General features: G+C 65.2%; 21 protein-coding genes. 12 read left to right on the forward strand and 9 right to left on the reverse strand.

Translation table 11 applies throughout. The features are described from left to right. A complete protein-coding gene (gene rplS / locus FHY50_RS03605) occupies positions 1-393 on the forward strand; it encodes a 50S ribosomal protein L19 (protein ID WP_140047000.1) in 393 nt (130 codons plus the stop codon). 81 nt (positions 394-474) lie between these two features. Here the strand turns inward: rplS and FHY50_RS03610 are convergent, their stop codons facing one another. Genes FHY50_RS03610 through FHY50_RS03620 form a run of 3 tightly spaced genes read right to left on the reverse strand, consistent with a single transcriptional unit; the run spans position 475 to position 6,386 of the window. Continuing rightward, positions 475-1,977, reverse strand: a complete 1,503-nt coding sequence (locus tag FHY50_RS03610; RefSeq protein ID WP_140047001.1) for an efflux transporter outer membrane subunit — start codon at positions 1,975-1,977, stop codon at positions 475-477. Beyond that, a complete protein-coding gene (locus FHY50_RS03615; protein WP_140047002.1) occupies positions 1,974-5,165 on the reverse strand; it encodes a multidrug efflux RND transporter permease subunit in 3,192 nt (1,063 codons plus the stop codon). The genes FHY50_RS03610 and FHY50_RS03615 overlap by 4 nt, the downstream gene beginning before the upstream one ends. Positions 5,166-5,171: 6 nt before the next feature. Further along, positions 5,172-6,386, reverse strand: coding sequence for an efflux RND transporter periplasmic adaptor subunit (locus tag FHY50_RS03620; RefSeq protein ID WP_180345087.1), 1,215 nt, complete (start codon positions 6,384-6,386; stop codon positions 5,172-5,174). A 299-nt stretch (positions 6,387-6,685) separates the two neighbouring features. Between FHY50_RS03620 and FHY50_RS03625 the strand changes: the two genes are divergently transcribed. The 3 genes from FHY50_RS03625 to FHY50_RS03635 all read left to right on the forward strand — a co-directional run bounded on the left by FHY50_RS03625 (position 6,686) and on the right by FHY50_RS03635 (position 10,512). After that, a complete protein-coding gene (locus FHY50_RS03625) occupies positions 6,686-8,956 on the forward strand; it encodes a S9 family peptidase (RefSeq protein ID WP_140047003.1) in 2,271 nt (756 codons plus the stop codon). Positions 8,957-9,019: 63 nt separating this feature from the next. Beyond that, a complete protein-coding gene (locus FHY50_RS03630) occupies positions 9,020-10,045 on the forward strand; it encodes an aspartate-semialdehyde dehydrogenase (RefSeq protein WP_140231025.1) in 1,026 nt (341 codons plus the stop codon). Between the two features lie 2 nt (positions 10,046-10,047). Next, positions 10,048-10,512, forward strand: coding sequence for a GFA family protein (locus FHY50_RS03635; RefSeq protein WP_166745490.1), 465 nt, complete (start codon positions 10,048-10,050; stop codon positions 10,510-10,512). Between the two features lie 13 nt (positions 10,513-10,525). Here the strand turns inward: FHY50_RS03635 and FHY50_RS03640 are convergent, their stop codons facing one another. From FHY50_RS03640 to FHY50_RS03650, 3 genes are read right to left on the reverse strand one after another with little or no spacing between them, the layout of a single operon-like run. After that, positions 10,526-12,106 carry a DHA2 family efflux MFS transporter permease subunit gene (locus tag FHY50_RS03640; RefSeq protein ID WP_140047005.1) on the reverse strand — a complete coding sequence of 527 codons (1,581 nt, stop codon included), beginning with the start codon at positions 12,104-12,106 and terminating at the stop codon, positions 10,526-10,528. A gap of 1 nt (position 12,107) precedes the next feature. Then, positions 12,108-13,169: an HlyD family secretion protein gene (locus FHY50_RS03645; protein WP_140047006.1), complete on the reverse strand. Its 1,062-nt coding sequence runs from the start codon at positions 13,167-13,169 to the stop codon at positions 12,108-12,110. Continuing rightward, complete coding sequence (locus FHY50_RS03650; RefSeq protein ID WP_140047008.1) at positions 13,162-13,611, reverse strand: MarR family winged helix-turn-helix transcriptional regulator; 450 nt, start codon at positions 13,609-13,611, stop codon at positions 13,162-13,164. Before FHY50_RS03650 ends, FHY50_RS03645 begins: the two co-directional genes overlap by 8 nt. A 71-nt stretch (positions 13,612-13,682) precedes the next feature. Here FHY50_RS03650 and FHY50_RS03655 point away from each other — a divergent pair, with 71 nt between their 5' ends. The 8 genes from FHY50_RS03655 to FHY50_RS03690 all read left to right on the forward strand — a co-directional run bounded on the left by FHY50_RS03655 (position 13,683) and on the right by FHY50_RS03690 (position 19,296). Next, a complete protein-coding gene (locus FHY50_RS03655) occupies positions 13,683-14,126 on the forward strand; it encodes a GFA family protein (RefSeq protein WP_140047009.1) in 444 nt (147 codons plus the stop codon). Continuing rightward, a complete protein-coding gene (locus tag FHY50_RS03660) occupies positions 14,080-14,880 on the forward strand; it encodes an alpha/beta fold hydrolase (protein ID WP_140047011.1) in 801 nt (266 codons plus the stop codon). Before FHY50_RS03655 ends, FHY50_RS03660 begins: the two co-directional genes overlap by 47 nt. A 219-nt stretch (positions 14,881-15,099) precedes the next feature. After that, positions 15,100-15,393: a hypothetical protein gene (locus tag FHY50_RS03665; protein WP_140047012.1), complete on the forward strand. Its 294-nt coding sequence runs from the start codon at positions 15,100-15,102 to the stop codon at positions 15,391-15,393. 149 nt (positions 15,394-15,542) lie between these two features. Further along, on the forward strand, positions 15,543-15,749 hold the full coding sequence (gene rpsU / locus FHY50_RS03670; RefSeq protein WP_140047014.1) for a 30S ribosomal protein S21: 207 nt from the start codon (positions 15,543-15,545) through the stop codon (positions 15,747-15,749). Between the two features lie 104 nt (positions 15,750-15,853). After that, entirely contained in the window at positions 15,854-16,477 is a 624-nt protein-coding gene (locus FHY50_RS03675; RefSeq protein ID WP_140047015.1) for an FKBP-type peptidyl-prolyl cis-trans isomerase, read from the forward strand. 187 nt (positions 16,478-16,664) lie between these two features. After that, positions 16,665-18,170 carry a cytochrome ubiquinol oxidase subunit I gene (locus tag FHY50_RS03680; protein ID WP_140047017.1) on the forward strand — a complete coding sequence of 502 codons (1,506 nt, stop codon included), beginning with the start codon at positions 16,665-16,667 and terminating at the stop codon, positions 18,168-18,170. Beyond that, positions 18,167-19,174 (forward strand): cytochrome d ubiquinol oxidase subunit II, encoded by a 1,008-nt coding sequence (gene cydB, locus FHY50_RS03685; protein ID WP_140047018.1) that lies wholly within the window; start codon positions 18,167-18,169, stop codon positions 19,172-19,174. The genes FHY50_RS03680 and cydB overlap by 4 nt, the downstream gene beginning before the upstream one ends. Further along, a complete protein-coding gene (locus FHY50_RS03690) occupies positions 19,174-19,296 on the forward strand; it encodes a DUF2474 domain-containing protein (RefSeq protein WP_140047020.1) in 123 nt (40 codons plus the stop codon). Before cydB ends, FHY50_RS03690 begins: the two co-directional genes overlap by 1 nt. Before the next feature lie 76 nt (positions 19,297-19,372). Here FHY50_RS03690 and trpS read toward each other — a convergent pair whose 3' ends face one another. From trpS to secB, 3 genes are read right to left on the reverse strand one after another with little or no spacing between them, the layout of a single operon-like run. Beyond that, positions 19,373-20,377: a tryptophan--tRNA ligase gene (gene trpS, locus FHY50_RS03695; RefSeq protein WP_140047022.1), complete on the reverse strand. Its 1,005-nt coding sequence runs from the start codon at positions 20,375-20,377 to the stop codon at positions 19,373-19,375. Between the two features lie 11 nt (positions 20,378-20,388). Next, entirely contained in the window at positions 20,389-21,948 is a 1,560-nt protein-coding gene (gene murJ / locus FHY50_RS03700) for a murein biosynthesis integral membrane protein MurJ (RefSeq protein ID WP_140047023.1), read from the reverse strand. Positions 21,949-21,969: 21 nt separating this feature from the next. After that, complete coding sequence (secB, locus tag FHY50_RS03705) at positions 21,970-22,512, reverse strand: protein-export chaperone SecB (protein WP_140047025.1); 543 nt, start codon at positions 22,510-22,512, stop codon at positions 21,970-21,972. Positions 22,513-22,629: the final 117 nt, after the last annotated feature.

Genomic DNA, 22,629 nt, shown 5'->3' on the forward strand with positions numbered 1-22,629 from the left:
ATGAATCTCATCCAGACGATCGAAGCCGAACAGATCGCCAAGTTCAACGAGGCGAAGAAGATTCCCGAATTCCGTCCCGGCGACACGCTCAAGGTCGGCGTCAAGGTGGTCGAAGGCGAGCGCACCCGCGTCCAGAATTTCGAAGGGGTGTGCATCGCCCGGTCGAACAAGGGCATGGGTTCGAACTTCACCGTCCGCAAGATTTCGTTCGGTGAGGGCGTCGAGCGCGTCTTCCCGCTCTATTCGCCCAATGTCGAGTCGGTGGAAGTCGTGCGCCGCGGCGTCGTGCGGCGTGCCAAGCTCTATTATCTGCGCGGTCGCACCGGCAAGTCGGCACGCATCGCCGAGCGCCGCGATCCGCGTCCGGCCAAGGCCACAGCGCCGGCCGAGTAATCGGTTCGCGATGGGTATGAACAAGGGCGCGGAGGCGATTGCTTCCGCGCCCTTTTCATTTGTTCGGCGATCATGGCTCGATCAGGATTGCGGTTGGTCGCCTACCGGCACGGGCCCGTTCTCGGTCGCGACGATCTGCGCATCGCCGCCAAGCGTGCGATATAGCGTCACCAGATTCGTCGCCTGCGTCAGCCGTGTCGCCACCAGCGTCCGCTGCGATTGATACAGCGAGCGCTGGGCATCGAGGCTGGCGAGAAAGGTGTCGATCCCACCGCGATAGCGGGCGTCGGTCAGCGTGAAATTATCCTGCGACGCGGCGACCTGTGCCGTATCGGCGCGCAATTGCTCGGCGATCGTGCCGCGCCGCGCCAGCCCATCCGACACCTCGCGGAACGCGGTCTGGATCGCCAGCTCATAGGTTGCGACCGCGGCGTCGCGCTGCGCTTCGGTCAGCCGGACATTGGCGCGCCCTGCACCCGCGCGGAAAATCGAGTAGTCGACATTGGGCGACACCGACCAGTTGAACGCATCGCCCGAGAACAGCGAACCAAGCGCCGTGCTCGCCAGCCCCAGCACGCCGGTCAGCGAAATCCGCGGGAACAGCTCGGCGCGCGCGGCTCCGATATCGGCATTGGCACTGCGCAGCTGATATTCGGCCTGTACCACGTCGGGACGTCGCAGCAGCACCGTCGAATCGAGCCCGGCCGGAACCTCCGAAAGCGTTCCCGCCGCTTGCTCGATCGATGTCGGCAGCTGCGCGGGATCGATCGGCGCGCCCACCAGCAGCTGCAGCGCGTTTACGTCCTGCGCCAGCAGCGTCTTTTGCTGCACCAGATCGGACTGCGCCTGGGTCAGGATCAGCTCGGCCTGACGCAGGTCGGTGCGCGGTGCGATCCCGCCCTCGAGCCGGGCACGGGTCAGCGACACGCTGCGCTGGGCGCTGGCCGCGGTCTGTTCCGCGATCGTCAGCAGGCTGCGGTCGGATGCATAGGTCAGCCACGCGGTGGCAATATCGCCGACCAGCGTCAGCCGCGTCGCGCGCGCCGCCGCCTCGGTCGCGAAATACTGGTTGAGCGCGCTGTCCGAAAGCGAGCGAATGCGCCCGAACAGATCGAGCTCGAAAGCGGTGATGCCGACATCGACCGAATAGACTTCGCTTACGCCCGAACCGGACCCGGTGGTGCCGGTTCCGCCCGTTCCGGTTCCGCCGGTTCCGGTTCCGATACCCCGGTTGACGCCGCTATTGCCCCGGTCGGCGATCGTCGCGCCGCCGCCCACCGTGACTTCGGGGAACAGCGCCGAACGCTCGATGCGGTATTGCGCGCGGGTCGCTGCGATATTGGCCGCGGCAATGCGCAAGTCGCGATTGTTGACAAGCGCCTGTTCGATGATCGCCTGCAATCGCGGATCGCGGAAGATCTGCGTGTACGATACGATCGGCAGCCCCGCTTCGCTTTGCGCCAGATAGGCGTCACCGCTGGGAAAGGCGGGTGGCACGGGCGCGGCTGGGCGCTGATAGGCGGGCTGCATCGAGCATGCTGCAAGTGCCGACAGCGCGGCACCGGCCAGGAGACGTCGGATCATGCCGGTTTCTCCTGCACGGGCGGCTCGTCGCGATGCCGGTGCAGCTTGCTCAATGCTCCGCGGGTGCCGCGGCGGACAAGCACGAAGAACAGCGGGATGTAGAAGATGGCGAGGATCGTCGCGGTGATCATCCCGCCGATCACGGCGGTGCCGATGGCGATGCGGCTGTTGGCGCCTGCGCCGGTCGCCAATGCGAGTGGCAGGACACCAAAGATGAACGCGAACGACGTCATCAGGATCGGTCGCAGCCGCAGCTTGGCCGCTTCGAGCGCGGCATCGATGATCCGCGCGCCCTTCTTCTCTGCCTGCTCGGCGAATTCGATCATCAGGATCGCGTTCTTGGCAGCGAGGCCCATCGTCGTCAGCAGCCCGATCTGGAGATAGACGTCGTTCTCGAGCCCGCGCAGCGTCACGGCGAACACCGCGCCGACCAGCCCGAGCGGAATGATGAGGAGCACCGCGACGGGGATCGACCAGCTTTCGTACAGTGCGGCGAGGCACAGGAACACGACCAGCAGCGACAGGCCATAGAGCAGCGGCGCCTGACCCGACGACAACCGCTCCTGGAACGACTGACCGCTCCACGCCACGGTGGTTCCGGGGATCTGGTCGGCGAGTTCCATCATCCGATCCATCGCCTCACCCGAGCTCACCCCTTCTGCGGGTTGCCCCTCGATCTCGAATGCCGATACGCCCTGGAAGCGCGACAGCGTGGTCGGCGCCTGCGACCAGCTCGACGATGCGAAGGCATCGAACGGCGCCATCGATCCGTCGGAATTGCGCACGAACCACTGGCCGATATCGTCGGGTGCCGAGCGATAGGGGGCGTCGCCCTGCACATAGACGCGCTTGACGCGGCCGCGATCGATGAAGTCGTTGACATATTGCCCGCCGAACGCGGTCGAAAGCGTCGAATTGACCGTGCTCTGGTCGAGCCCCAGCACCGCCAGCTTCTGCTGGTCGAGATCGACGCGCAGCGTCTGCACCGGCGGCAGGTCGGTCGGCCGAACCGACGTCAGCATCGAATCCTGCTCGGCAGCGGCGATCAGCTTGTCGCGCGCGGCGGCGAATTGCTCGCGCGACAGCCCGCCGCTGTTCTGCAATTGCATGTTGAATCCGCTCGAATTGCCCAGGCCGCGGATCGCGCCGGGGACGAGCGCGAAGACCTGCGCATCGCGCAGGCCCGACAGAGCCGCGCTTGCAGAGCGGGTGATGGCCTCGGCACCATCGCCTTCGCCGGTCCGCGCCGACCAGTCGGCAAGCGACACATAGGCCTGACCGGTATTCTGGCCCGATGCGCCGCCGCCGCCGCCTGCGACGCTCAGGATCGTGTCGGTATTCGCGCCCTGCTGACCCTGGAAATAGGATTCGACGGCCTTCTGTACCTCGATCGTCCGCTCCTGCGTCGCGCCGGCGGGGAGGCGGAACTGGACGAGCACACGCCCCTGATCCTCGGTCGGCAGGAACCCGGTCGGCAACCGGAAGAACAGCAGTGCGAGAATGGCGAGAATGCCGATATAGATGAGCCCGAACAGGATCCGCCGATCGACGATCTTGCGCGTCGCGCTCAGATAGCGGTCGGTGGTGCGTTCGAACCCGCGATTGAACTTGTCCTTGGCCTTTTCGCCGAAGCGGCCGAATGCCGGATAGCGCTTTGTCAGCCAGCCCTCGCGCTCGTCCTGCTTGCGCTTGAGCATCGTAGCGGTCAGCGCCGGGGTCAGCACCAGCGCCACCACCACCGACAGCACCATCGCCGCGATCACGGTGACCGAGAACTGGCGATAGATCACGCCGGTCGATCCGCCGAAAAACGCCATCGGAAGGAACACCGCCGACAATACCAGTGCGATCGCGATCAGCGCGACGGTGATTTCGTTCATCGATTCGATCGTCGCGTCGCGCGGCGACATTTCCGGATTTTCCTCCATCAGCCGCTCGACATTCTCGACCACGACGATGGCATCGTCGACGAGCAGGCCGATCGCCAGCACCAGTCCGAACAACGTCAGCACGTTGATGCTGAACCCCGCCAGATAGAAGACGGCGAAGGTCCCCAGCAGCACGACCGGCACGGCGATCGTGGGGATCAGCGTCGCGCGCCAGCTCTGCAGGAACACGAACATGACGATCACCACCAGGATGATCGCCTCGATCAGCGTCTTGACGACTTCCTCGACCGACAGGCGGATGAACGTCGTGGTATCGACCGGAAACGAATATTCATACCCGGGCGGAAAACTCGCCGCCTGACTCTCGATTTCCTTCTTGACGAGTTCGGCAGTGGCGAGCGCGTCGGCGCCGGGCGCGAGCGAGACGGCGATACCCGCGCCGGGATGACCGTTGATCCGGCTCGACGCCGAATAATTCTCTGCGCCCAACTCGACGCGCGCGACATCCTGAACGCGCACGGTCGATCCGTCGGGCTGGGTCTTGAGCACGATCTGGCGGAACTGTTCGGGCGTAGTCAGCCGCGATTGCGCGGTGATCGTCGCGTTGAGCAGCTGGCCGGGGGGCGAAGGGAGGCCGCCGACTTCGCCCGCCGCGATCTCGGTATTCTGCGCCTGGATCGCGGCGGTGACGTCGCCCGGCACCAGCTGATAGCTCGCCAGCCGGTCGGGGTTGAGCCAGATCCGCATCGCATATTGCGATCCGAACACGTTGGTTTCGCCGACACCGGGGATACGCGCCAGCGAGTCCTGGAAATTGGAGACGAGATAGTCCGACACGTCGCGATTGGTGTCGCGGTCGGTCGAGTCATAGACCGCCGCGATCATCAGGAAGTCGGGGTTCGACTTGGTGACGGTCAGCCCCTGCTGCTGCACCTGCGCAGGGAGCCGTGAAATCGCTTGCTGTACGCGGTTCTGGACCTGCACCTGAGCGATATCGGGATCGGTACCCTTGTCCAGCGTGACGCTGATCGACACGCGCCCTCGCGAATCCGACGTCGACGAGAAATAGAGCAGCCCATCGATGCCCGTTAGCTGCTGCTCGATGATCTGGGTGACACTGTTTTCGAGCGTTTCGGCGGAAGCTCCGGGAAAATTGGCTCGGATATTAACCTGTGGCGGCGCGACGTCGGGATATTGCTCGATCGGCAGGCTCAGGATCGCGCCGACGCCGCCGAGCATGATGATGATCGCGATGACCCAGGCAAAGATCGGCCGGTCGATGAAGATGCGCGAGATCATGCGCGGTCAGTTCGCATTCTGCGGGGCGTCGGCGTTGCCTGACTCGGCTTTGGGCGGTGGACCGATGCGCTGCGGCGTATTGGCCTCGACGGGACGCACGACGGTGCCCGGCTGGGCGTTGGCGGTGCCCTGGACGATGATCCGGTCTCCCGCCGCCAGCCCCTTGGTGACGACCCAGTAGCGCCCTTGCGTGCGATCGGTAGTGACCGCTTTTTGAACGACCTTGTTGTCCGGCCCGACCACCAATGCCGAGGCGCGGCCGCGGGCATCGCGGGTCACGCCCGATTGCGGCACCAGGAACGCTTGCGTGTCGATCGCCTGGGCAAAGCTGGCGCGCACGAACATTCCGGGCAGCAACAGTCCCTGCGGATTGGGGAAGCGCGCGCGCAGCGTCACCGTTCCGGTGCCGGGATCGACCATCGCCTCGGAGAACTGCACGACGCCGGTCAGCCCGTAATCGCTCCCGTCCTCGAGCGCGAGGCGCACGGTCGCCTCGGCGGCAGTAGTCCCTTCCTGCGCCAGCGAGCGGCGGAGCGCGAGCAATTCGGCGCTCGACTGTTGGATATCGACGAAGATCGGGTCGAGCTGCTGGATCGTGGTCAGTGGTTCGGTCTGGTTCGCGGTAACCAGGGCGCCGACGGTGAACAGCGACCGGTTGATCCTGCCGGAAATCGGAGCGGGCACGCGCGTGAAGCGCAGGTTGATCTGTGCCGTCTGCAGCTGCGCCTGCGCCTGCTGAACTGCGGCAGTCGCCTGGCGCGCGGATGCCGCAGCATCGGTATAGTCCTGCTTGGCGACCGCCTCGATCTCGGCCAGCGGACGCAGCCTTTCGGCACGGACGCGCGTCGCCTCGGCATTGGCGCGTGCGCTGGCGAGGGTCGCCTGAGCCTCGTTGACTGCCGCCTGATAGATGCTCGGGTCGATCTGGTACAAGGTTTGGCCGGCGCGGACGAACGATCCTTCGGTGAACAGCCGGCGCTGGATCACCCCGGACACCTGCGGCCGCACTTCCGACATGGCATAGGCGGAGGTGCGCCCGGCAAGCTGGATGGTGAGCGGCACGCTCGTGACGCGGGCGGTGACATATCCCACCGTCGGCGGCCCCTTCGCCTTGGCCGCGTCGCCGCCCTCCTCGCTTCCCCCGCACGCTGCCACGGCCAGACAGAGCGCCATCGCGCCGGAGAAGAAGGCGCCGTATTGCGCCGAGGATCGGGATTGCATTCGCGCACAAACTCCGCGCCGCGGTTTTGTGTCCGCGGCGGTACAAAAAGGATAATCCAGATCAAGAACGGCCAGCGACGCGCCCCTCTCGCAAAAAATCGATTACTCGACGTCGCCGTTCAGCTACCGGCGCCCCGGTAGCGCGGCAAGGCAAGATGTGTCGCAAAATGTCGCAGGCATCTTGGCACCACAGGGCAATATCGTCGGCTCCCTTGCCGTTCGGCCCGTCGCCCGCAATAACCGCGTCATCTTGCCCGGCCGCGACCGCTGCCCGGGTATACGCACAAATGGGAGCAGGCATGCGCACATGGATGATCGGATGGGCTTTGGCATCGGCAAGTACGCTGGCATGGGGCGCGCCGGCGATGGCGCGTGATCCGTCGGTACCAGTGCAGACCGCGGCGACGGAGCAGGGCGGGGAACTGACGCTCGACCGACTGTACGCAAGCCCGGGGCTCAACGGATCGCAGCCCAGCGCGCTGCAGCTGTCGCCCGACGGCAAGCTGCTGACCTTCCTGAAAGCGCGCGAGGACGAGCGCGACCGCATCGATCTGTGGGCGCGCGACACAACCACCGGGCAGGAACGGATGCTGGTCGATTCCAAGAAGGTCGGCACCGGCGCCGAATTGTCCGAGGTCGAAAAGATGCAGCGCGAGCGGCTGCGTATCGGCGGAATCAAGGGGATCACCCGCTATGACTTCGCGCCCGATGGCAACACCATTCTCGTGCCGCTCGACGGCGATCTCTATTCGGCCACCCTCGACGGTGATGTCCGCCGTCTGACCGACACGCCGGGCGGCGAGATCAATGCCGTGGTCAGCCCCGCGGGCGGCTTCGTCAGCTTCGTTCGCGATCAGAATCTCTATGTTCAGCCGCTGGGCGGCGGAGTCGAGCGGGCGCTCACCACCGACGGCAAGGGTACGGTCCATTGGGGCGAGGCCGAATTCGTCGCCGACGAGGAAATGGGCCGCCGCACCGGCTATTTGTGGGCGCCGCAGGACCAGTATGTCGCGGTCGAACGCTATGACGAGGCGCAGGTCGGCGTGTTCAGCCGCGCGGCCATCGGCGCCGAAGGCACCAAGGTCTATGACCAGCGCTATCCCGCTGCAGGGACGCCCAACGTGCTCGTCGACCTGTATGTCATGAGGCCCGACGGCTCGGGCAGGGTGAAGGTCGATCTAGGCTCCAATCCCGACATCTATCTTGCGCGCGTCAACTGGCTGCCCGACGGATCCGCGCTGCTCGTACAGCGCCAGAGCCGTGACCAGAAGACGCTCGACATGCTCAAGGTCGATCCGGCGACCGGCAAATCGACCGTGTTGTTCACCGAAAAGTCGGGCGACAGGAGCTGGCTGAACCTCAACGACTCGCTGCGCACGCTCAAGGACGGCAGCCTGATCTGGGAATCGGAACGCGACGGTTTCGCGCATCTCTATCGCTGGAAAGACGGGAAGTGGACGCAGCTGACCAAGGGCGACTGGGTCATGCTCGGGCTGGTCGGCGTCGACGAGGCCAAGGGCCGGGTCTATTTCATGGCCAACAAGGACACCCCGCTCGAGCAGCATCTCTATACCGTCGATCTCGCTAGGCCGGGGGCGGTGACGCGGTTGACCGAGCCAGGCTGGTGGTATGGCGCATCGATGGACCCGGGCGCCAGCCGCCTGATCCTGACCCGCTCGAACGACAGCCAGCCCAGCCAGACCTATCTCGCCGACACCAGCGGCAAGCGGATTTCGTGGATCAACGAGAATGCGCTGGCGGAGGGGCATCCCTATTACCCGTATCTCGCCAGCCACGAGCCGACGAAATACGGAACGATCAAGGCCAAGGACGGGACGACGCTCTACTGGAGCATGATCACGCCCAAGCTCGAGGCCGGCAAGAAATATCCGGTGTTCTTCGAACATTATGGCGGCCCCGGCACCGGCCAGAACGTCACCCGGCGCTGGGCGGGCGGCCGCGCGCAATGGCTGGTCGACCAGGGCTTCGTCTATTTCCAGATCGACAATCGCGGCTCGTTCAACCGCGGCACCGAGTTCGAAAACGAGATCTACCGCGCGATGGGAACGGTCGAGGTCGAGGACCAGCTGTCGGGTGCCGAATTCCTCAAGAGCCAGTCCTTCGTCGATCCCGATCGGATCGCAACCTATGGCTGGTCGTACGGCGGTTACATGACGCTCAAGATGCTGGAGGCGGCGCCGGGCGTGTTCGCGGCCGGTATCTCGGGCGCGCCGGTCAGCAAGTGGGAGCTCTACGACACCCATTATACCGAGCGCTATATGGGCAATCCCAAGACCGACGCCGCCGCCTATGCCGCATCGAACACGATCGGCGACGCGGGCAAGATCGTCGATCCGCTGCTGATCATCCACGGCATGGCCGACGATAACGTGTTCTTCGAGAATACGACGTCGATGATGACCGCGCTGCAGCAGGCCGGACGTCCGTTCGAGGCGATGGTCTATCCGGGTCAGACGCATGCGTTCGGCGACCAGCTGCTCGCCAAGCATACTTGGATCAATATCATGGACTTCCTCGACCGGCGCCTGGGCGGCATGCAGCCGAAGTAAAGCTTGCTTCCCCGATGGCGGCGTTGACGTTAAGTGCGCCGCCATCGGATATTGGAGTGAATGATGGGCTATCGGATCGTGGTTGCGGGCGGCACGGGCAATGTCGGGCGCGAGGTGCTCAACATCCTGGCGGAACGCGAATTTCCCGCCGACGAGATCGCCGTGCTGGCCTCGTCCCGCTCCGCGGGCGAGCAGGCCGACTATGGCGAGACCGGCCGCAAGCTCAAGATCCAGAATATCGAGCATTTCGACCCGACCGGCTGGGACATGGCGATCTTCGCCATCGGATCCGATGCGACCAAGCTGTACGCGCCCAAGTTCGCTGCTGCGGGCTGCGTCGTCATCGACAATTCGTCGCTCTACCGCATGGACCCCGACGTTCCGCTGATCGTGCCCGAGGTCAATCCCGAGGCGATCGACGGCTACACCGCGAAGAACATCATCGCCAATCCCAACTGCTCGACCGCGCAGATGGTGGTAGCACTGAAGCCGATCCACGACGCCGCGAAGATTACCCGCGTCGTCGTTGCGACCTACCAGTCGGTATCGGGTGCGGGGAAGGCGGGGATGGACGAGCTGTTCGAGCAGAGCCGCAACATCTTTGTCGGGGACAGCGCCGAGCCCAACAAATTCACCAAGCAGATCGCGTTCAACGTCATCCCGCACATCGACAGCTTCCTCGACGACGGATCGACCAAGGAAGAGTGGAAGATGGTTGTCGAGACCAAGAAGATCCTCGATCCCAAAATCAAAGTGATCGCGACTTGCGTGCGCGTGCCGGTGTTTGTCGGCCATTCCGAGGCGATTACGATCGAGATGGAGGGCGAGCTGTCGGCGACAGATGCCCAGGCGCTGCTGCGCGAGGCACCGGGCATCATGCTCGTCGACAAGCGCGAAGACGGCGGATACGTCACCCCGATCGAGTGCGTCGGCGAATATGCAACCTATGTCAGCCGCGTGCGTGAGGACCCGACCGTCGAGAACGGGCTGGCCCTGTGGTGCGTGTCCGACAATCTGCGCAAGGGCGCCGCGCTCAACGCCGTGCAGATCGCAGAATTGCTCGGGCGGCGCCATCTCAAGAAGGATTGAGGGTGTCATCGCAACCCGCGGGGGCGCTGACCGGCGGCTGCCAGTGCGGCGCAGTGCGCTATCGGATCTCTGGCGCACGTCTCGTCGTCTATGCCTGCCACTGCCGTGAGTGCCAGAAGCAGTCGGCGAGCGCGTTCGGTCTCTCACTTCCGGTTCTGCGCGAGAATTTCGAGGTTAGCGGGCGGCTGGAAAGCTGGGAGCGCAGCTCCGATCTCGGCTCGCGTACACGCTGTCATTTCTGCCCGGAATGCGGGAGCAGGCTATTCCACGTGGCCAGCCTGACGCCGGACCGGTTGACGGTGAAGGGCGGTTCGCTAGACGATACCTCGTGGCTCGAGCCTCAAGCGCATCTCTGGGTCACACGGAAGCAGCGCTGGGTCGTGCTCGACCCGGCGATCCCGGCGCACGATACGCAGCCGGATGACCTCGCGGCGTGGCGCGGTGCGTTGCCCGGGGAGATCGAGTAAGCCTGCGCCGATCTCAATGCCCCGCGGCGGCCGGGTCATTCTCGATCGGTCCCTTGGGCTTCTTGAGCAGCACCACCAGCGGCACCGAAAGCGCCGTCACGATCATCATCGCCTTGAAATCGTTGAGATAGGCGATCATCGCCGCTTGGCGCGTCACCTCGGCATTGAGCATCGCCAGCGCGCTGTCGCCGGTCGCACCAAGCACCTGGAGCATCGAGGCGTCGATGCTGCCCATCCGCTCGGCGGTCACGTTGGCGGCCAGATCGGCATGGCTGGTCTGCATGCTGCGCGCCAGCACCGTCGTCACCAGCGAGATGCCGATCGACGCGCCGATGTTGCGCGACAAGTTCATCAGGCTTGACCCTTCGGTGCGGAATTGCGGCGGCAGCGTCGCGAACGCCATCGCGTTGAGCGGCATGAACACCAGTCCCATGCCGAGCCCCTGGATGAATCCAGAGATGATGAACGGCGTCGATCCCATCTCCAGCGTCCAGCGCGTCATGTCCCATAGCGAATAGGCAGCGAGCGCCAGCCCGATCCCTACCAGCCACCGCGGATCGACCCCGCGCTGGCCGAGTTGCGCGGCGACTGCCATCGTCAGAAGCACGCCGATCCCGCGCGGCATCAGCAGCAGGCCGGTGTCCATCACCGGATACCCGAAGAGATTCTGGAGCATCGGCGGCAGCAGCGCCATCGTCGCCATCATCACCACCCCGATCACCAGCATGAAGCCGATCGCGGTGACGAGGTTGCGGTTCTTCCACATCGAGCGGTCGAACATCGGGTTCCTGCCGGTGAACAAATGGACGCCGAACATCCACAGCGCGATGCCCGCGACGCCTGCCTCCAGCCAGATCTCGCCCGACTGGAACCAGTCCTCGCCCTGGCCGCGATCGAGCAGCAACTGGAGCGCGGCGATCCCGACCGCGAGCAGCGAGAAGCCGAACAGGTCGAACGATCTCCGCCGGATCGGCCGCGAAGGCAGCAGCCACCACAGCACGCCGAAGCACAGTACGCCGACGGGGAGGTTGACGTAGAATACCCAGCGCCAGTCGTAATTCTCGGTCAGCCAACCCCCGATCACCGGCCCCAGGATCGGTCCGATCATGATCCCCATGCCCCAGATCGACATTGCCTTGGCCTGGCGTTCGGGCGGATTGATGTCGAGCATCACCGTCTGGCTGAGCGGATTCATGAACGCCGCCGACACGCCTTGCAGGATGCGAAACGCGACCATTTCGGGCAACGAGGTGGCGATGCCGCACAGCGCCGACGCAAGGATGAAGCCCGCTATCGATGCGAGAAACAGGTTGCGCGATCCGACCCGATCCGAGAGCCAGCCGGTGATCGGGATCGCGATCGCGGTCGCGACGATATAGCTGGTCAGCACCCAGGTGATAGTGTCGGCCGTCGCGCCCAGCGCCGTCTGCATGTGTGGCAACGCGACATTGGCAATGGTCGTGTCGAGGATCTGCATGATCGTCGCCAGCATCACGCCGACGGTCAGCAGCCCGCGGTTGCGAACCGGAAGCGCCGCGACGCCGTCGGGGGGACGCGGAGCCGCCGGCCCCTGGGTGGCGGCTGCGGTCGCCATGTCAGCGGATGTCGACCGTCACGTCGGCGGTCAGCCCGGCGATCATCGGCCGCGGGCTCTTGCCGTCGATCGCGATCCGCACCGGTACGCGCTGCGTCACCTTGACCCAGTTGCCATTGGCGTTCTGCGCCGGGAGTACCGAGAATTCGGAACCGGTGCCCGCGCCGATCGAGGCGACATGACCCTTGAGCTTGAGCTCGGGATAGGCGTCGAAGCCGATCTCCGCTTTCTGTCCGACGCGCATGTGGTCGAGGTCGGTTTCCTTGAAATTGGCCTCTACCCACGACCTGCCGTCGGCAACCACTGTTACCGCGGGCAGCCCCGCCATCATCATTTGGCCGCGTTGCAGCCGATCGGACTGGGCGATCGTGCCGGCGACGGGCGCGCGCACTTCGGTGCGGGCAAGGTCGAGCAGCGCTTTCTCGCGCTTGACCCGGGCCGCCGCGATCGCCGGGTTCTGGCCGGGCACGGCGGCCCCGGTGGCAAGCGCGGCGCGTGCCTCGGCAGCGTCGGCATTGGCGTTTGCGAGCGCGGCGCGTGCCTGTTCCAGCGCGTGTTCGGACTGCTGCAACCGCGCGCGCGTGGTGAAGCCGCGCTGCATCAGCTCGGCCTGGCGGTCATAATCCTGCTGCGCTGCGCTGATCTGGTCGCGTGCCGCAGCGATGTCGGCGCCGGTGCCCTGATAGCTCGCCCGCTGCGTGCCAAGCTGGACCTGCGCTCCGGCGATCGCGGCGTCGGCGTCGGCGACGGCAATGCGATAGGGTTCGGGGTCGATGCGGAACAGCAGGTCGCCCGCTGCAACTTCCTGGTTCTCGGTGACGGAGACCTCGACGATCCGCCCCGCCACTTCGGCCGACACCGATACCTTGTCCTGCTGGACATAGGCATTGTCCGTCGAAACGGTGCGCCCCGACGTGGCCCACAGCCATCCGGCGATCGCCAGCACGATCAACGGCACGCCGAACATCAACGCTGGGCGCAGCCATCGGCGCTTGCGGGCGACGACAATGGGTTCGGCCTCAGCGCGGGTTTCAGGGTGGAGCTGGGGATCTGCGTCAGCCATGGGCGGTCTCTTTGTCGTCTATCTCGGCGGGTGTCAGGTTGCGGCGGATCGTCTCCAGCCGCGCGGCCAGTGCATCGCGATCGGCGGGACCGATGCTGCCCAGCGCTTCATCCTGCAAGGCGTCGGCCAATGTGCGCAATTGTGCCAGCAGCGGCTGCGCCTTGTCGGTAAGATGCAAGCGCCAGGTGCGGCGATCTGAGGGATCGCGGCGGCGTTCGACCAACCCTGCCTCCTCAAGCCGGTCGATCATCCGGCACGCGGTGATCGGCTCCACTTCAAGCAGTTCGGCAAGGCCGCCCTGATGGATGCCGTGATGGCGCTTAAGCATGCTGAGGGTGCGCCACTGCGCGCGAGTGACGCCGATCCGCTGCGCGCGCTCGTCGAAGCGGCGGCGCATCAGGCGCGAGACATCGCTGATCAGGAAGGCTAGGCTCTCGGACATGTGGTGGGATATAATAAGCACGCTTATCGATTTCCAGCGATCATGACGCGGTGCGGCAAAGGGAGGCCAGGTTGATGGAGGAAAAGGCCGGTGGCTGCCAATGCGGGCGTATCCGCTACAGCGTGCGGATCGAGGATCACGACGCCTATCTTTGCCACTGCCGCATGTGCCAGCGGGCGACCGGCGGCGTCTCGATCGCGTTCAAGAGCGTCGCCAAGGCGGCGCTCACCTGGCAGCACGAGCCAGACTGGTACCGGTCTTCGCTGATCGCTCGGCGGCCGTTCTGCTCGGCTTGCGGGACGCCGCTGGGCTTTGCCTTTCCCGACAGCGACGCCATGGACTTGACCGTCGGGAGCTTCGATGACCCTTCGGCGTTTCGCCCGGTTCGGCATTATGCGACCGAGAGCATGCACGAGGCGTCGATCGATACGCGCACGCTGCCGCGGATACGAAGTGAGGAGAATGCGAATGTCGTCCAGCGCTGGATCGACGCCTGCGGCAAGCCGCCCGATTGAGACGCACGGCTATGCCGGGTTTGACGGCGCGCCGCTGGTCTATCATGAAGTCGGGGAGGGGCGGCCGGTGGTGCTGCTCCACGGCTATTTTTCGGACGCACGGACCAACTGGATCCGATACGGCCATGCCGAGACGATCGCTGCGGCGGGTTTCCGGGTGATCCTGCCGGACCTTCGAGCGCATGGCGAGAGCGCCCGTCCGCACGATGCGGCCGCCTATCCGGCCGATGCGCTGGCAATGGATGGCGAAGCGCTGATCGCAGCGCTTGGCATCGAGGACTATGATCTCGGCGGCTATTCGCTCGGCGCGCGGACGGTGGTGCGCATGCTCGATCGCGGTATCGCGCCGCCGCCGCGCCGGGTCGTCCTGGCGGGAATGGGCCTGGAGGGCTTGCTTGACACCCAGGCGCGTGCCGGCCATTTCCGTAACATTCTGACCAATCTTGGAAGTTTCGAGCGGGGTACGCCGGAATGGATGGCCGAGGCGTTCCTGAAGACCACCAAAGGCGATCCCCAGGCACTGCTCGGCATTCTCGACACCTTCGTCGATACCCCCATCGAGCGGATCGCAGCGATCCGGCAGCCGGTACTGGTGCTCGCCGGTCGCGACGATGCCGATAATGGCAGCCACGCTGCGCTCGCCGCCCGGCTGCCCATTGCGGAATTGGTCGAGGTGTCGGGCGGGCATATGAGCGCCGTGGTCGAGCGCGAGCTGGGGACGGCGATTGCTCGATTTGTTTCAGGCGATCGATGATCCTCGGGTTCGCTCAGCTGTGGCTCAATTGCCGCATCGCAACAAAAAACGACGAAACGATTGATAGGCCGGATCAAATTGTCGGCAGCAGGGATCGATTTCCAAATGCGGTGAGTTATGGTGAGGCGTCGGGATCGGGCAGCGGTCCCGGCGTTTTTAAGCTTTTGACCGTCGGGAAGGGCGGCTCGGGAGTTGGCTTACAGTTCATCAGGGAGTTCGATGATGACCCACAAAACCACAATCCTGCGCGCCGCCATGATCGCGGGGCTGCTCGGCTCGACCGTAGCGGTGGCATCGGCGCAGCAGACGCGCTCGGCTTCGGCACTGCCGTCGGCCAACCAGTCGGCTCCGACATCGGGTGTCCGCTCGGCCACGACGCTGCGCAAGAAGAGCGCACTGGGCGGTGAAGCCGTCGTTCCAGCCATCGCAGCTGCGGCGATTGTCGCTGGCGGGATCTACATCGCGGTCGATGGCAGCGATGACGAGGACGACGGCGTCGACAGCCCAGGCTGATCGTCGTCTGGCATGCCCGCCCCGATCCAAGGGGCGGGCATTCCCCTTGTCACACGGTAAATGCGCTGGTACATGCGCCACGTCACGCTGCGGGCAATGCCTGCGGCGTTTTGGTTTTTACGATCTTTCGACTGGAGTTTCTCGCCCTCATGCAGATCATCGTTCGCGACAATAATGTCGACCAGGCTCTCCGCGCGCTGAAGAAGAAGTTGCAGCGCGAAGGCGTGTATCGCGAGATGAAGCTGCGCCGGCATTATGAGAAGCCCAGCGAGAAGCGGGCTCGCGAGCGTGCCGCTGCGGTCCGCCGCGCGCGCAAGATGGAGCGTAAGCGCATGGAGCGTGACGGCGCCCGGTGATTCAGCAAGCCGCCCGGTCCGGGCGGCTTTGCGTCCCGCATGCCAGGGTGCCTTTCTCAGCGGCAAACCCTCACGTCTTTTCTGCCTTTAGCGAGTAGCGTTCGATGTCGGTAACTGCCGTTCCAATCGCGCCCACCAAGCGGGGCTATGTCGTCTGGCTGTGGATCGGCATCCTCGTCGCGGCGGTCGCGGCGGTTTTGCTGGCGGTGACGGGCACCGCGGCGGTGGTCGCCAGGCAGGGCGACAACGCACAGTTCCTCGCCTGGAATGCTGGGCAGCCGGGGGTAGAGACCACGGCGTCGGGCCTTCAATACCGGGTGATCGAAGCCGGCGATGGGGCGACACCCACCGATACCGACATCACCCTAGTCAATTACGCCGGATCGCTGCGCGATGGGACGCCGTTCGACGCCAGCCAGCAGCCCACGCCGATGTCGCCCAAGCAGGTGGTGCCGGGGTTCGGCGAGGGTCTGAAGCTGATGCCGAAGGGTTCAAAGTATCGGTTCTGGATCAAGCCCGAACTGGCCTATGGCGCCGATCCGCAGACCGATCCGCAGACCGGACGCGATGTCATTCCCGGCAATTCGGTGCTGGTATTCGATGTCGAGATGGTAGATTTCGTGTCGGAAGCCCTCCTTCGCCAGACGCAGATGCAGCAGCAATTGCAGCAGCAGCTTCCCGGCGGCACGTCCGGCGCAGGCACACCGCCCATGCCGGGCCAGCGCTGATCGTCCCAGGTTGAACCGATCCGCCAAATCGCGGATCGTCGGTTGAGTTTTGTGTCGCACTGCACCATATGACGGGCACTGCGGAGCCGGCCACGGGGCGCGACCGATAGCGCGGAAGATAAGACCGGACACCGTTCAAGCGAACCTCCCTCGATCCCGGGGGAAATGACCGCCTGCGGAGTCTGACATGTTCGACGGTTTCGACGCCCTTGTGCTCGCGCGCATCCAGTTCGCGTTCACCGTCAGCTTTCATTTCATCTTCCCCGCCTTTTCGATCGGGCTCGCCAGCTATCTGATGGTGCTGGAGGGTCTGTGGCTGCGCACCGGCAAGGCGCTCTACCTCGACCTGTTTCGCTTCTGGGTGAAGATCTTCGCGGTCGCGTTCGCGATGGGCGTCGTTTCGGGCATCGTCATGTCGTACCAGTTCGGCACCAACTGGTCGGTATTCTCGGACAAGGCCGGGCCGGTGATCGGCCCGCTAATGGCCTATGAAGTGCTTACCGCCTTCTTCCTGGAAGCGGGCTTTCTCGGCGTGATGCTCTTCGGGATGAACAAGGTCGGGAGGAAGCTGCACTTCGCTGCCACCTGCATGGTCGCGCTGGGCACCTTCATTTCCGCCTTCTGGATTCTCAGCGTCAACAGCTGGATGCACACGCCGACCGGCTTCGCGATCAACGACGATGGCCAGTTCGTCGTCGCGGGATCGTGGTTCGACGTGATATTCAACCCCAGCTTCCCCTATCGTCTCGTGCATACGGTCATCGCTGCCTATCTGACGACGGCGCTGGTCGTCGGCGGGGTAGGGGCATGGCATCTGCTGCGTGCGCGAGCAGGCAAGGGCGCCGCAGATACCGATGCCGACGATCCTCCCGCCACCAAAGGCGATGGCGACCATCCGTCGATCGTCGGTGCGCGCAAGATGTTCTCGATGGCGATGTGGATGGCGGCGATCGTCGCGCCGATCCAGATCGTCGCCGGCGACTTCCACGGCCTCAACACGCTCGAGCATCAGCCTGCCAAGGTCATGGCGATGGAAGGCCATTATGAGAGCCATCCCAACGGCGCACCCCTGATCCTGTTCGGTATTCCAAACCCCGCCGAGAAGCGCGTCGATTACGCGATCGAGATTCCCAAGGCGTCGTCGCTGATCCTCAAGCACGATCCCGACGCCCCGCTGGCCGGGCTCGATACCGTGCCCGACGATCGCGAACCGCCGGTATGGATCGTGTTCTGGTCGTTCCGGATCATGGTGGGGATCGGCATGGCGATGCTGGCGCTGGGCGTATGGAGCCTGCTGGCACGGCTGCGCGGACGGCTGTACGAATGGCCGTGGCTGCACCGCGCGGCGGTGGCGATGGCGCCGTCGGGCTTTGTCGCGGTGATTGCCGGATGGATCACCACCGAAGTCGGGCGCCAGCCATTCACCGTCTATGGCTTCCTCACCACCGCGCAAAGCGCGTCGCCGCTCGCCGCGCCTGCGGTCGGCGCATCGCTGATCGCCTTCGTCATCGTCTATTTCGCCGTGTTCGGTTTCGGCACCTGGTACATCCTCAAGCTGATGGGCAAGGGCGTGCAGCAGCACGAGGACGACCTGGCCGATGACGGTCCGATCCGCAGCGCCGGCATCACCCCCGGTCCGCATCAGGGGGCCGGACATGGCGAAGCGGCTCCGCGCATGGTGCCCGCCGAATGACCTATGACTTCGATCTCGCCACGGTCTGGGCGTTCATCATCGCCTTCGCGGTCTTCGCCTATGTCGTGATGGACGGCTTCGACCTTGGCATCGGCATCCTGTTTCCGGCATTCGATGTCGGCGAGGAACGCGACAAGGCGATGAACTCGATCGCGCCGGTGTGGGACGGCAACGAAACCTGGCTGGTGCTGGGTGGCGGCGGATTGTTCGCCGCGTTCCCGCTGGCCTATGCGATCATCCTGCCGGCGCTGTACCCGCCGCTGATCGCGATGCTGCTCGCGCTGGTGTTCCGCGGCGTCGCGTTCGAGTTTCGCTGGCGCGATCCCGGGCATCGCCGCTGGTGGGATTTCGCCTTCACCGCCGGATCGGTGATGGCCGCGTTCGCGCAAGGCGTGGCGCTGGGCGCGTTGCTGCAAGGTATCGACGTCGACGGCCGCGCCTATGGCGGGGCGTGGCTCGACTGGCTGACACCGTTCAGCGTGCTCACCGGAGTGAGCGTGGTGATCGGCTATGGCCTGCTCGGCGCGACGTGGCTGATCTGGAAGACCGACGGCCGTGCGCAGGAGCATGCCTATCGCCTCGCGCGCAGGCTGTTCCCCGCGACGCTGGCAGCGATCGTCGCCGTCAGCCTGATGACGCTGACGCTGGACTTCGAATATCGTGCCAAGTGGCTAGACTACCCCGCCATCCTGCTGACCGCGCAGGTGCCGATCCTGACCGCGATCATCGCCTTCGCCTATCAGCGCTCGCTGAGGAAGAAGCGGGAGGGCAGGCCGTTCCTGCTGGCACTGGCGCTGTTCCTCATGAGCTTCATCGGGCTGGGCATCAGTATGTTTCCGTACATCGTTCCCGATCAGGTAACGATCTGGGACGCCGCCGCGCCGGAGGCAAGCCAGTGGTTCATGCTGGTCGGCGCCGGGGTGCTGATCCCGGTCATCCTCGTCTACACCGCGTTCGCCTATTGGGTATTCCGCGGCAAGGTCGATGCGTCGGGCTATCATTGATGCAGGGGGACGCGCCGGGGCCGCTGTCGAAGCGGCTCGCCTGGATGGCCGCGATCTGGGCGATGAGCGTCGCGGTGCTGGGGGTTGTCGCCTGGGGGATACGGACGTGGCTCAACCACTAATTCTACGCGATTGAAGCGCTCCCGTTCGTGTCGAGCGAAGTCGAGCCATGCTGTGAAATGTGTGCAGGATCGCGCTCTAAACCTGCAACCCCACGGCCTCCTGCGCCGCGCGCAGCGTGGGCGCCGCCACCGCCCGCGCCTTCGCTGCACCCTTGGCGAGTTCCGCCCCGACCATCGTTCGATCGTCCAGCAACCGCACCAGCCGCTCGCGGATCGGCCCCAGCACGGCGATCGCGAGGTCGGCGAGGGCTGGCTTGAAGCTGCCGAAACCTTGCCCGGCAAACTCCTCGACCACCGATTGCGGCGACCGGTCGGCAAGTGCCGCGTAGACCGTCACCAGGTTGCGCGCCTCGACCCGCTCGCCCAGCGCATCGAAGCTGTCGGGCAGCGGTTCCGCGTCGGTGCGCGCCTTGCGAAACTTCTGCGCGATCGCATCGTCGGCATCGATCAGGTTGATGCGGCTCATGTCCGATGGATCGGACTTGGACATCTTCGCCGTCCCGTCACGCAGGCTCATGATCCGCGGCGCCGCTTGCGACACCAACGGCGCGGGTAGGGGGAACAAATCGACCTCGAAGTCGGTGTTGAACTTGGTGGCGATGTCGCGTGCCAGCTCGAGATGCTGCTTCTGGTCCTCGCCCACCGGCACATGCGTTGCGCGGTAGACCAGCACGTCGGCCGCCTGCAGTACCGGATAGGTGAACAGTCCGACACTCGCACCTTCTCGGTTCTTGCCGGCCTTGTCCTTCCACTGCGTCATGCGGTTCAGCCAGCCCATCCGCGCCGTGCCGCCCAGGATCCAGCACAGCTCGCTATGCTCGGGCACGCGCGCCTGATTGAACAGCACGGCCCTGTCCTGGTCGATGCCCGCCGCGAGCAATGTCGCGGCCATCTCGATCGTGGTGTCGGCAAGCAGCTTAGGGTCGAGCGTCACCGTCAGCGCATGCAGGTCGGCGAGAAAGAAGAACGCATCTTCGCCCGGTGCCAAGGCGTCCTGCATCGCCACCCACTGCTTGATCGCACCTAGATAGTTGCCAAGGTGGAGATTGCCGGTGGTCTGGATGCCGGAGACGATACGCATGGGCTCTCTCTTCACGATGAACGGCGCCGGAGCGCCTTGAGGTCGGCGAGGCGGAACGCGCCGGTGGCGAAGCACGCGATGGCGTAGAGGAGCGTGCCGCTGCCGACCAGCACGATCAGCGGCAGTAGCGATTCGACCAGGTTGCCGCGCAAATACGGATCGAACAACGGGGTCAGCAGAACCAGCACCGCTCCCATCACCACGGCCGCCAGCGCCAGTCGCGGCAGCCGCCGCTTCAACCGCGCATCCCCTGCGAAATGCCCACGGCCGCGCAGCGTGCGATAGAGCAGGATCATGTTGACCCACGCCGACACCGCGGTCGCCAGCGGCGGCCCGATATGGCCGATGGTCGGGATCAGCGCGAGATTACCGATCAGGTTGACCGCGACCGAGATCATCGCGAACCGCACCGGCGTGCGCGTATCCTCGCGCGCGTAGAAACCGGGCGTCAGAACCTTGATCAGGACATAGGCAGGCAGGCCGAGCGAGAAGACCGCAAGCGCCTGTGCCGACGCCAATGTGTCGGCGGGCGTGAATGCACCATGCTCGAACAGTCCCCGGACGATCGGCACCGCGCAGGCGAGAAAAGCCACCATCGCGGGCAGCGTCAGCAGCAGCGCGAGTTCGACGCCGCGGTTCTGGGTCTCGATCGCTTCGGCATCGCGCCCGCCGCCCAGCTGCCGCGCGATCGTCGGCAGCAGGATCGTGCCCAGCCCGATGCCGATCAGCCCCAGCGGCAACTGGTTCAGCCGGTCGGCATAATAGATGTACGAGATCGACCCGGCGCTCAGCAGACCGCCGGCCAGCGCGGTCGATACCGCCAGGTTGATCTGCATCGCCCCGGCCCCGACCGCGGCGGGCAGGATCAGCCTGAGCAACTGGCGCATGTCGGCGTCGATCTTGGGCATACGCAGGCGGAGCGAGATCCCCGCCATGCGGCACCCGGCGATCATCCACAGCAGTTGCAGCACACCGCCGACCGTGACGGAGATCGCCTGTACCCGCGCAGTCTCCTCCGGCGTGCCGTGGAACCACAGCAGCGCGGTGACCATCGCCACGTTGAGCAGGATCGGCGCGGCAGCGTTGACCCAGTAGCGCTCGACCGAATTGAGGATGCCGCCCAGCAACGCCACCAGCGACATCAGCATCAGATACGGCATGGTGATGCGCGACAGCAGCACCGCAAAGTCGAACTGCGCCGCGGTCGGATTGTCGAACCCGCCCGACAACGCCAGCGTCACGGGCCAAGCCGCAGCGATCATCACTGCGGTGAACACCACCAGGATCGGAAACAGCACCGCCAGCGCGGCTTCGGCGAAGCGCAACCCGACCGACACGTCGCCGCCGGCTTCGCCGACCTTGCGGCTGAACATCGGCACGAACGCAGCCGAAAACGCGCCCTCGGCAAAGAAGGCGCGGAACATGTTGGGGAGGCGGAACGCGACCAGAAACGCATCGGATGCGAATCCGGCGCCGACATAGGTGGCCTGCAGCGCGTCGCGGGCCAGCGCCAGAATACGGCTGGCGAGCGTCAGCCCGCCTACCGATCCCAGCGCCTTGACGAGTTTCACCCTAGCGCCCCCCGGCCGGGATCAGGCTTGGCCAAAGCCTTCGGGCAGCTGACCCGCTTCGGGCTGCGCACCCCCCTGTGCCTGCTGGAAATAGAGCTGCGCGAAATCGATCGGCTCAAGCAGCAGCGGCGGGAAGCCCCCGTCGCGCACGGCGTCGGCGAGCACCCGGCGCGCGAACGGGAACAGCATGCGCGGCGCTTCGGCGAGCAGGAACGGCTGGAGCTGGTCGTCGGGAATGTTGCGCAGCCCGAACAGCCCGGCATAGCTCAGATCGACGAGGTACATGACCTGCCCCTCGACCTCGCCGCGCGCTTCGATCTTGAGCACCACCTCGTGGATGTCGGGGCCAATGCGGTTCGCACCGATGTTGAACTGGACGTCGAGCTTGGGCGTTCCGGTCGCCTGATAGACCGCGGGGGCGTTGGGATTCTCGAACGAGAAGTCCTTCACATATTGCGTGATCACACTCGCCATCGGCGCGGTATCCTCGCCATTGGCCATTGCATCGGCCCCGCCCGAATTCTGGTTGGAATTCGGGGTGGCGCCATTGTCGGCATCGGTCATCGACAGTCCCTCTTGCTCGGAAACGAAAATGCCGGTGGGCTGTGTCGGTGTCACCGGCCGGTCAAGCCGCCGCGCCTAGCAGGCGGCGTTTGCCAGTTCAACGTCGGGCAGCCTGCA

It is taken from the genome of Sphingomonas japonica (genome assembly GCF_006346325.1).
Taxonomy (GTDB): domain Bacteria; phylum Pseudomonadota; class Alphaproteobacteria; order Sphingomonadales; family Sphingomonadaceae; genus Sphingomonas; species Sphingomonas japonica.

Excerpts from the sequence above, each read along its gene's own strand:
- rplS (WP_140047000.1), top strand. The coding sequence starts at position 1 with ATGAATCTCATCCAGACGATCGAAGCCGAACAGATCGCCAAGTTCAAC.
- FHY50_RS03610 (WP_140047001.1), bottom strand. The coding sequence starts at position 1,977 with ATGATCCGACGTCTCCTGGCCGGTGCCGCGCTGTCGGCACTTGCAGCA.
- FHY50_RS03615 (WP_140047002.1), bottom strand. The coding sequence starts at position 5,165 with ATGATCTCGCGCATCTTCATCGACCGGCCGATCTTTGCCTGGGTCATC.
- FHY50_RS03620 (WP_180345087.1), bottom strand. The coding sequence starts at position 6,386 with ATGCAATCCCGATCCTCGGCGCAATACGGCGCCTTCTTCTCCGGCGCG.
- FHY50_RS03625 (WP_140047003.1), top strand. The coding sequence starts at position 6,686 with ATGCGCACATGGATGATCGGATGGGCTTTGGCATCGGCAAGTACGCTG.
- FHY50_RS03630 (WP_140231025.1), top strand. The coding sequence starts at position 9,020 with ATGGGCTATCGGATCGTGGTTGCGGGCGGCACGGGCAATGTCGGGCGC.
- FHY50_RS03640 (WP_140047005.1), bottom strand. The coding sequence starts at position 12,106 with ATGGCGACCGCAGCCGCCACCCAGGGGCCGGCGGCTCCGCGTCCCCCC.
- FHY50_RS03645 (WP_140047006.1), bottom strand. The coding sequence starts at position 13,169 with ATGGCTGACGCAGATCCCCAGCTCCACCCTGAAACCCGCGCTGAGGCC.
- FHY50_RS03650 (WP_140047008.1), bottom strand. The coding sequence starts at position 13,611 with ATGTCCGAGAGCCTAGCCTTCCTGATCAGCGATGTCTCGCGCCTGATG.
- FHY50_RS03660 (WP_140047011.1), top strand. The coding sequence starts at position 14,080 with ATGTCGTCCAGCGCTGGATCGACGCCTGCGGCAAGCCGCCCGATTGAG.
- FHY50_RS03665 (WP_140047012.1), top strand. The coding sequence starts at position 15,100 with ATGATGACCCACAAAACCACAATCCTGCGCGCCGCCATGATCGCGGGG.
- rpsU (WP_140047014.1), top strand. The coding sequence starts at position 15,543 with ATGCAGATCATCGTTCGCGACAATAATGTCGACCAGGCTCTCCGCGCG.
- FHY50_RS03675 (WP_140047015.1), top strand. The coding sequence starts at position 15,854 with ATGTCGGTAACTGCCGTTCCAATCGCGCCCACCAAGCGGGGCTATGTC.
- FHY50_RS03680 (WP_140047017.1), top strand. The coding sequence starts at position 16,665 with ATGTTCGACGGTTTCGACGCCCTTGTGCTCGCGCGCATCCAGTTCGCG.
- cydB (WP_140047018.1), top strand. The coding sequence starts at position 18,167 with ATGACCTATGACTTCGATCTCGCCACGGTCTGGGCGTTCATCATCGCC.
- FHY50_RS03690 (WP_140047020.1), top strand. The coding sequence starts at position 19,174 with ATGCAGGGGGACGCGCCGGGGCCGCTGTCGAAGCGGCTCGCCTGGATG.
- trpS (WP_140047022.1), bottom strand. The coding sequence starts at position 20,377 with ATGCGTATCGTCTCCGGCATCCAGACCACCGGCAATCTCCACCTTGGC.
- secB (WP_140047025.1), bottom strand. The coding sequence starts at position 22,512 with ATGACCGATGCCGACAATGGCGCCACCCCGAATTCCAACCAGAATTCG.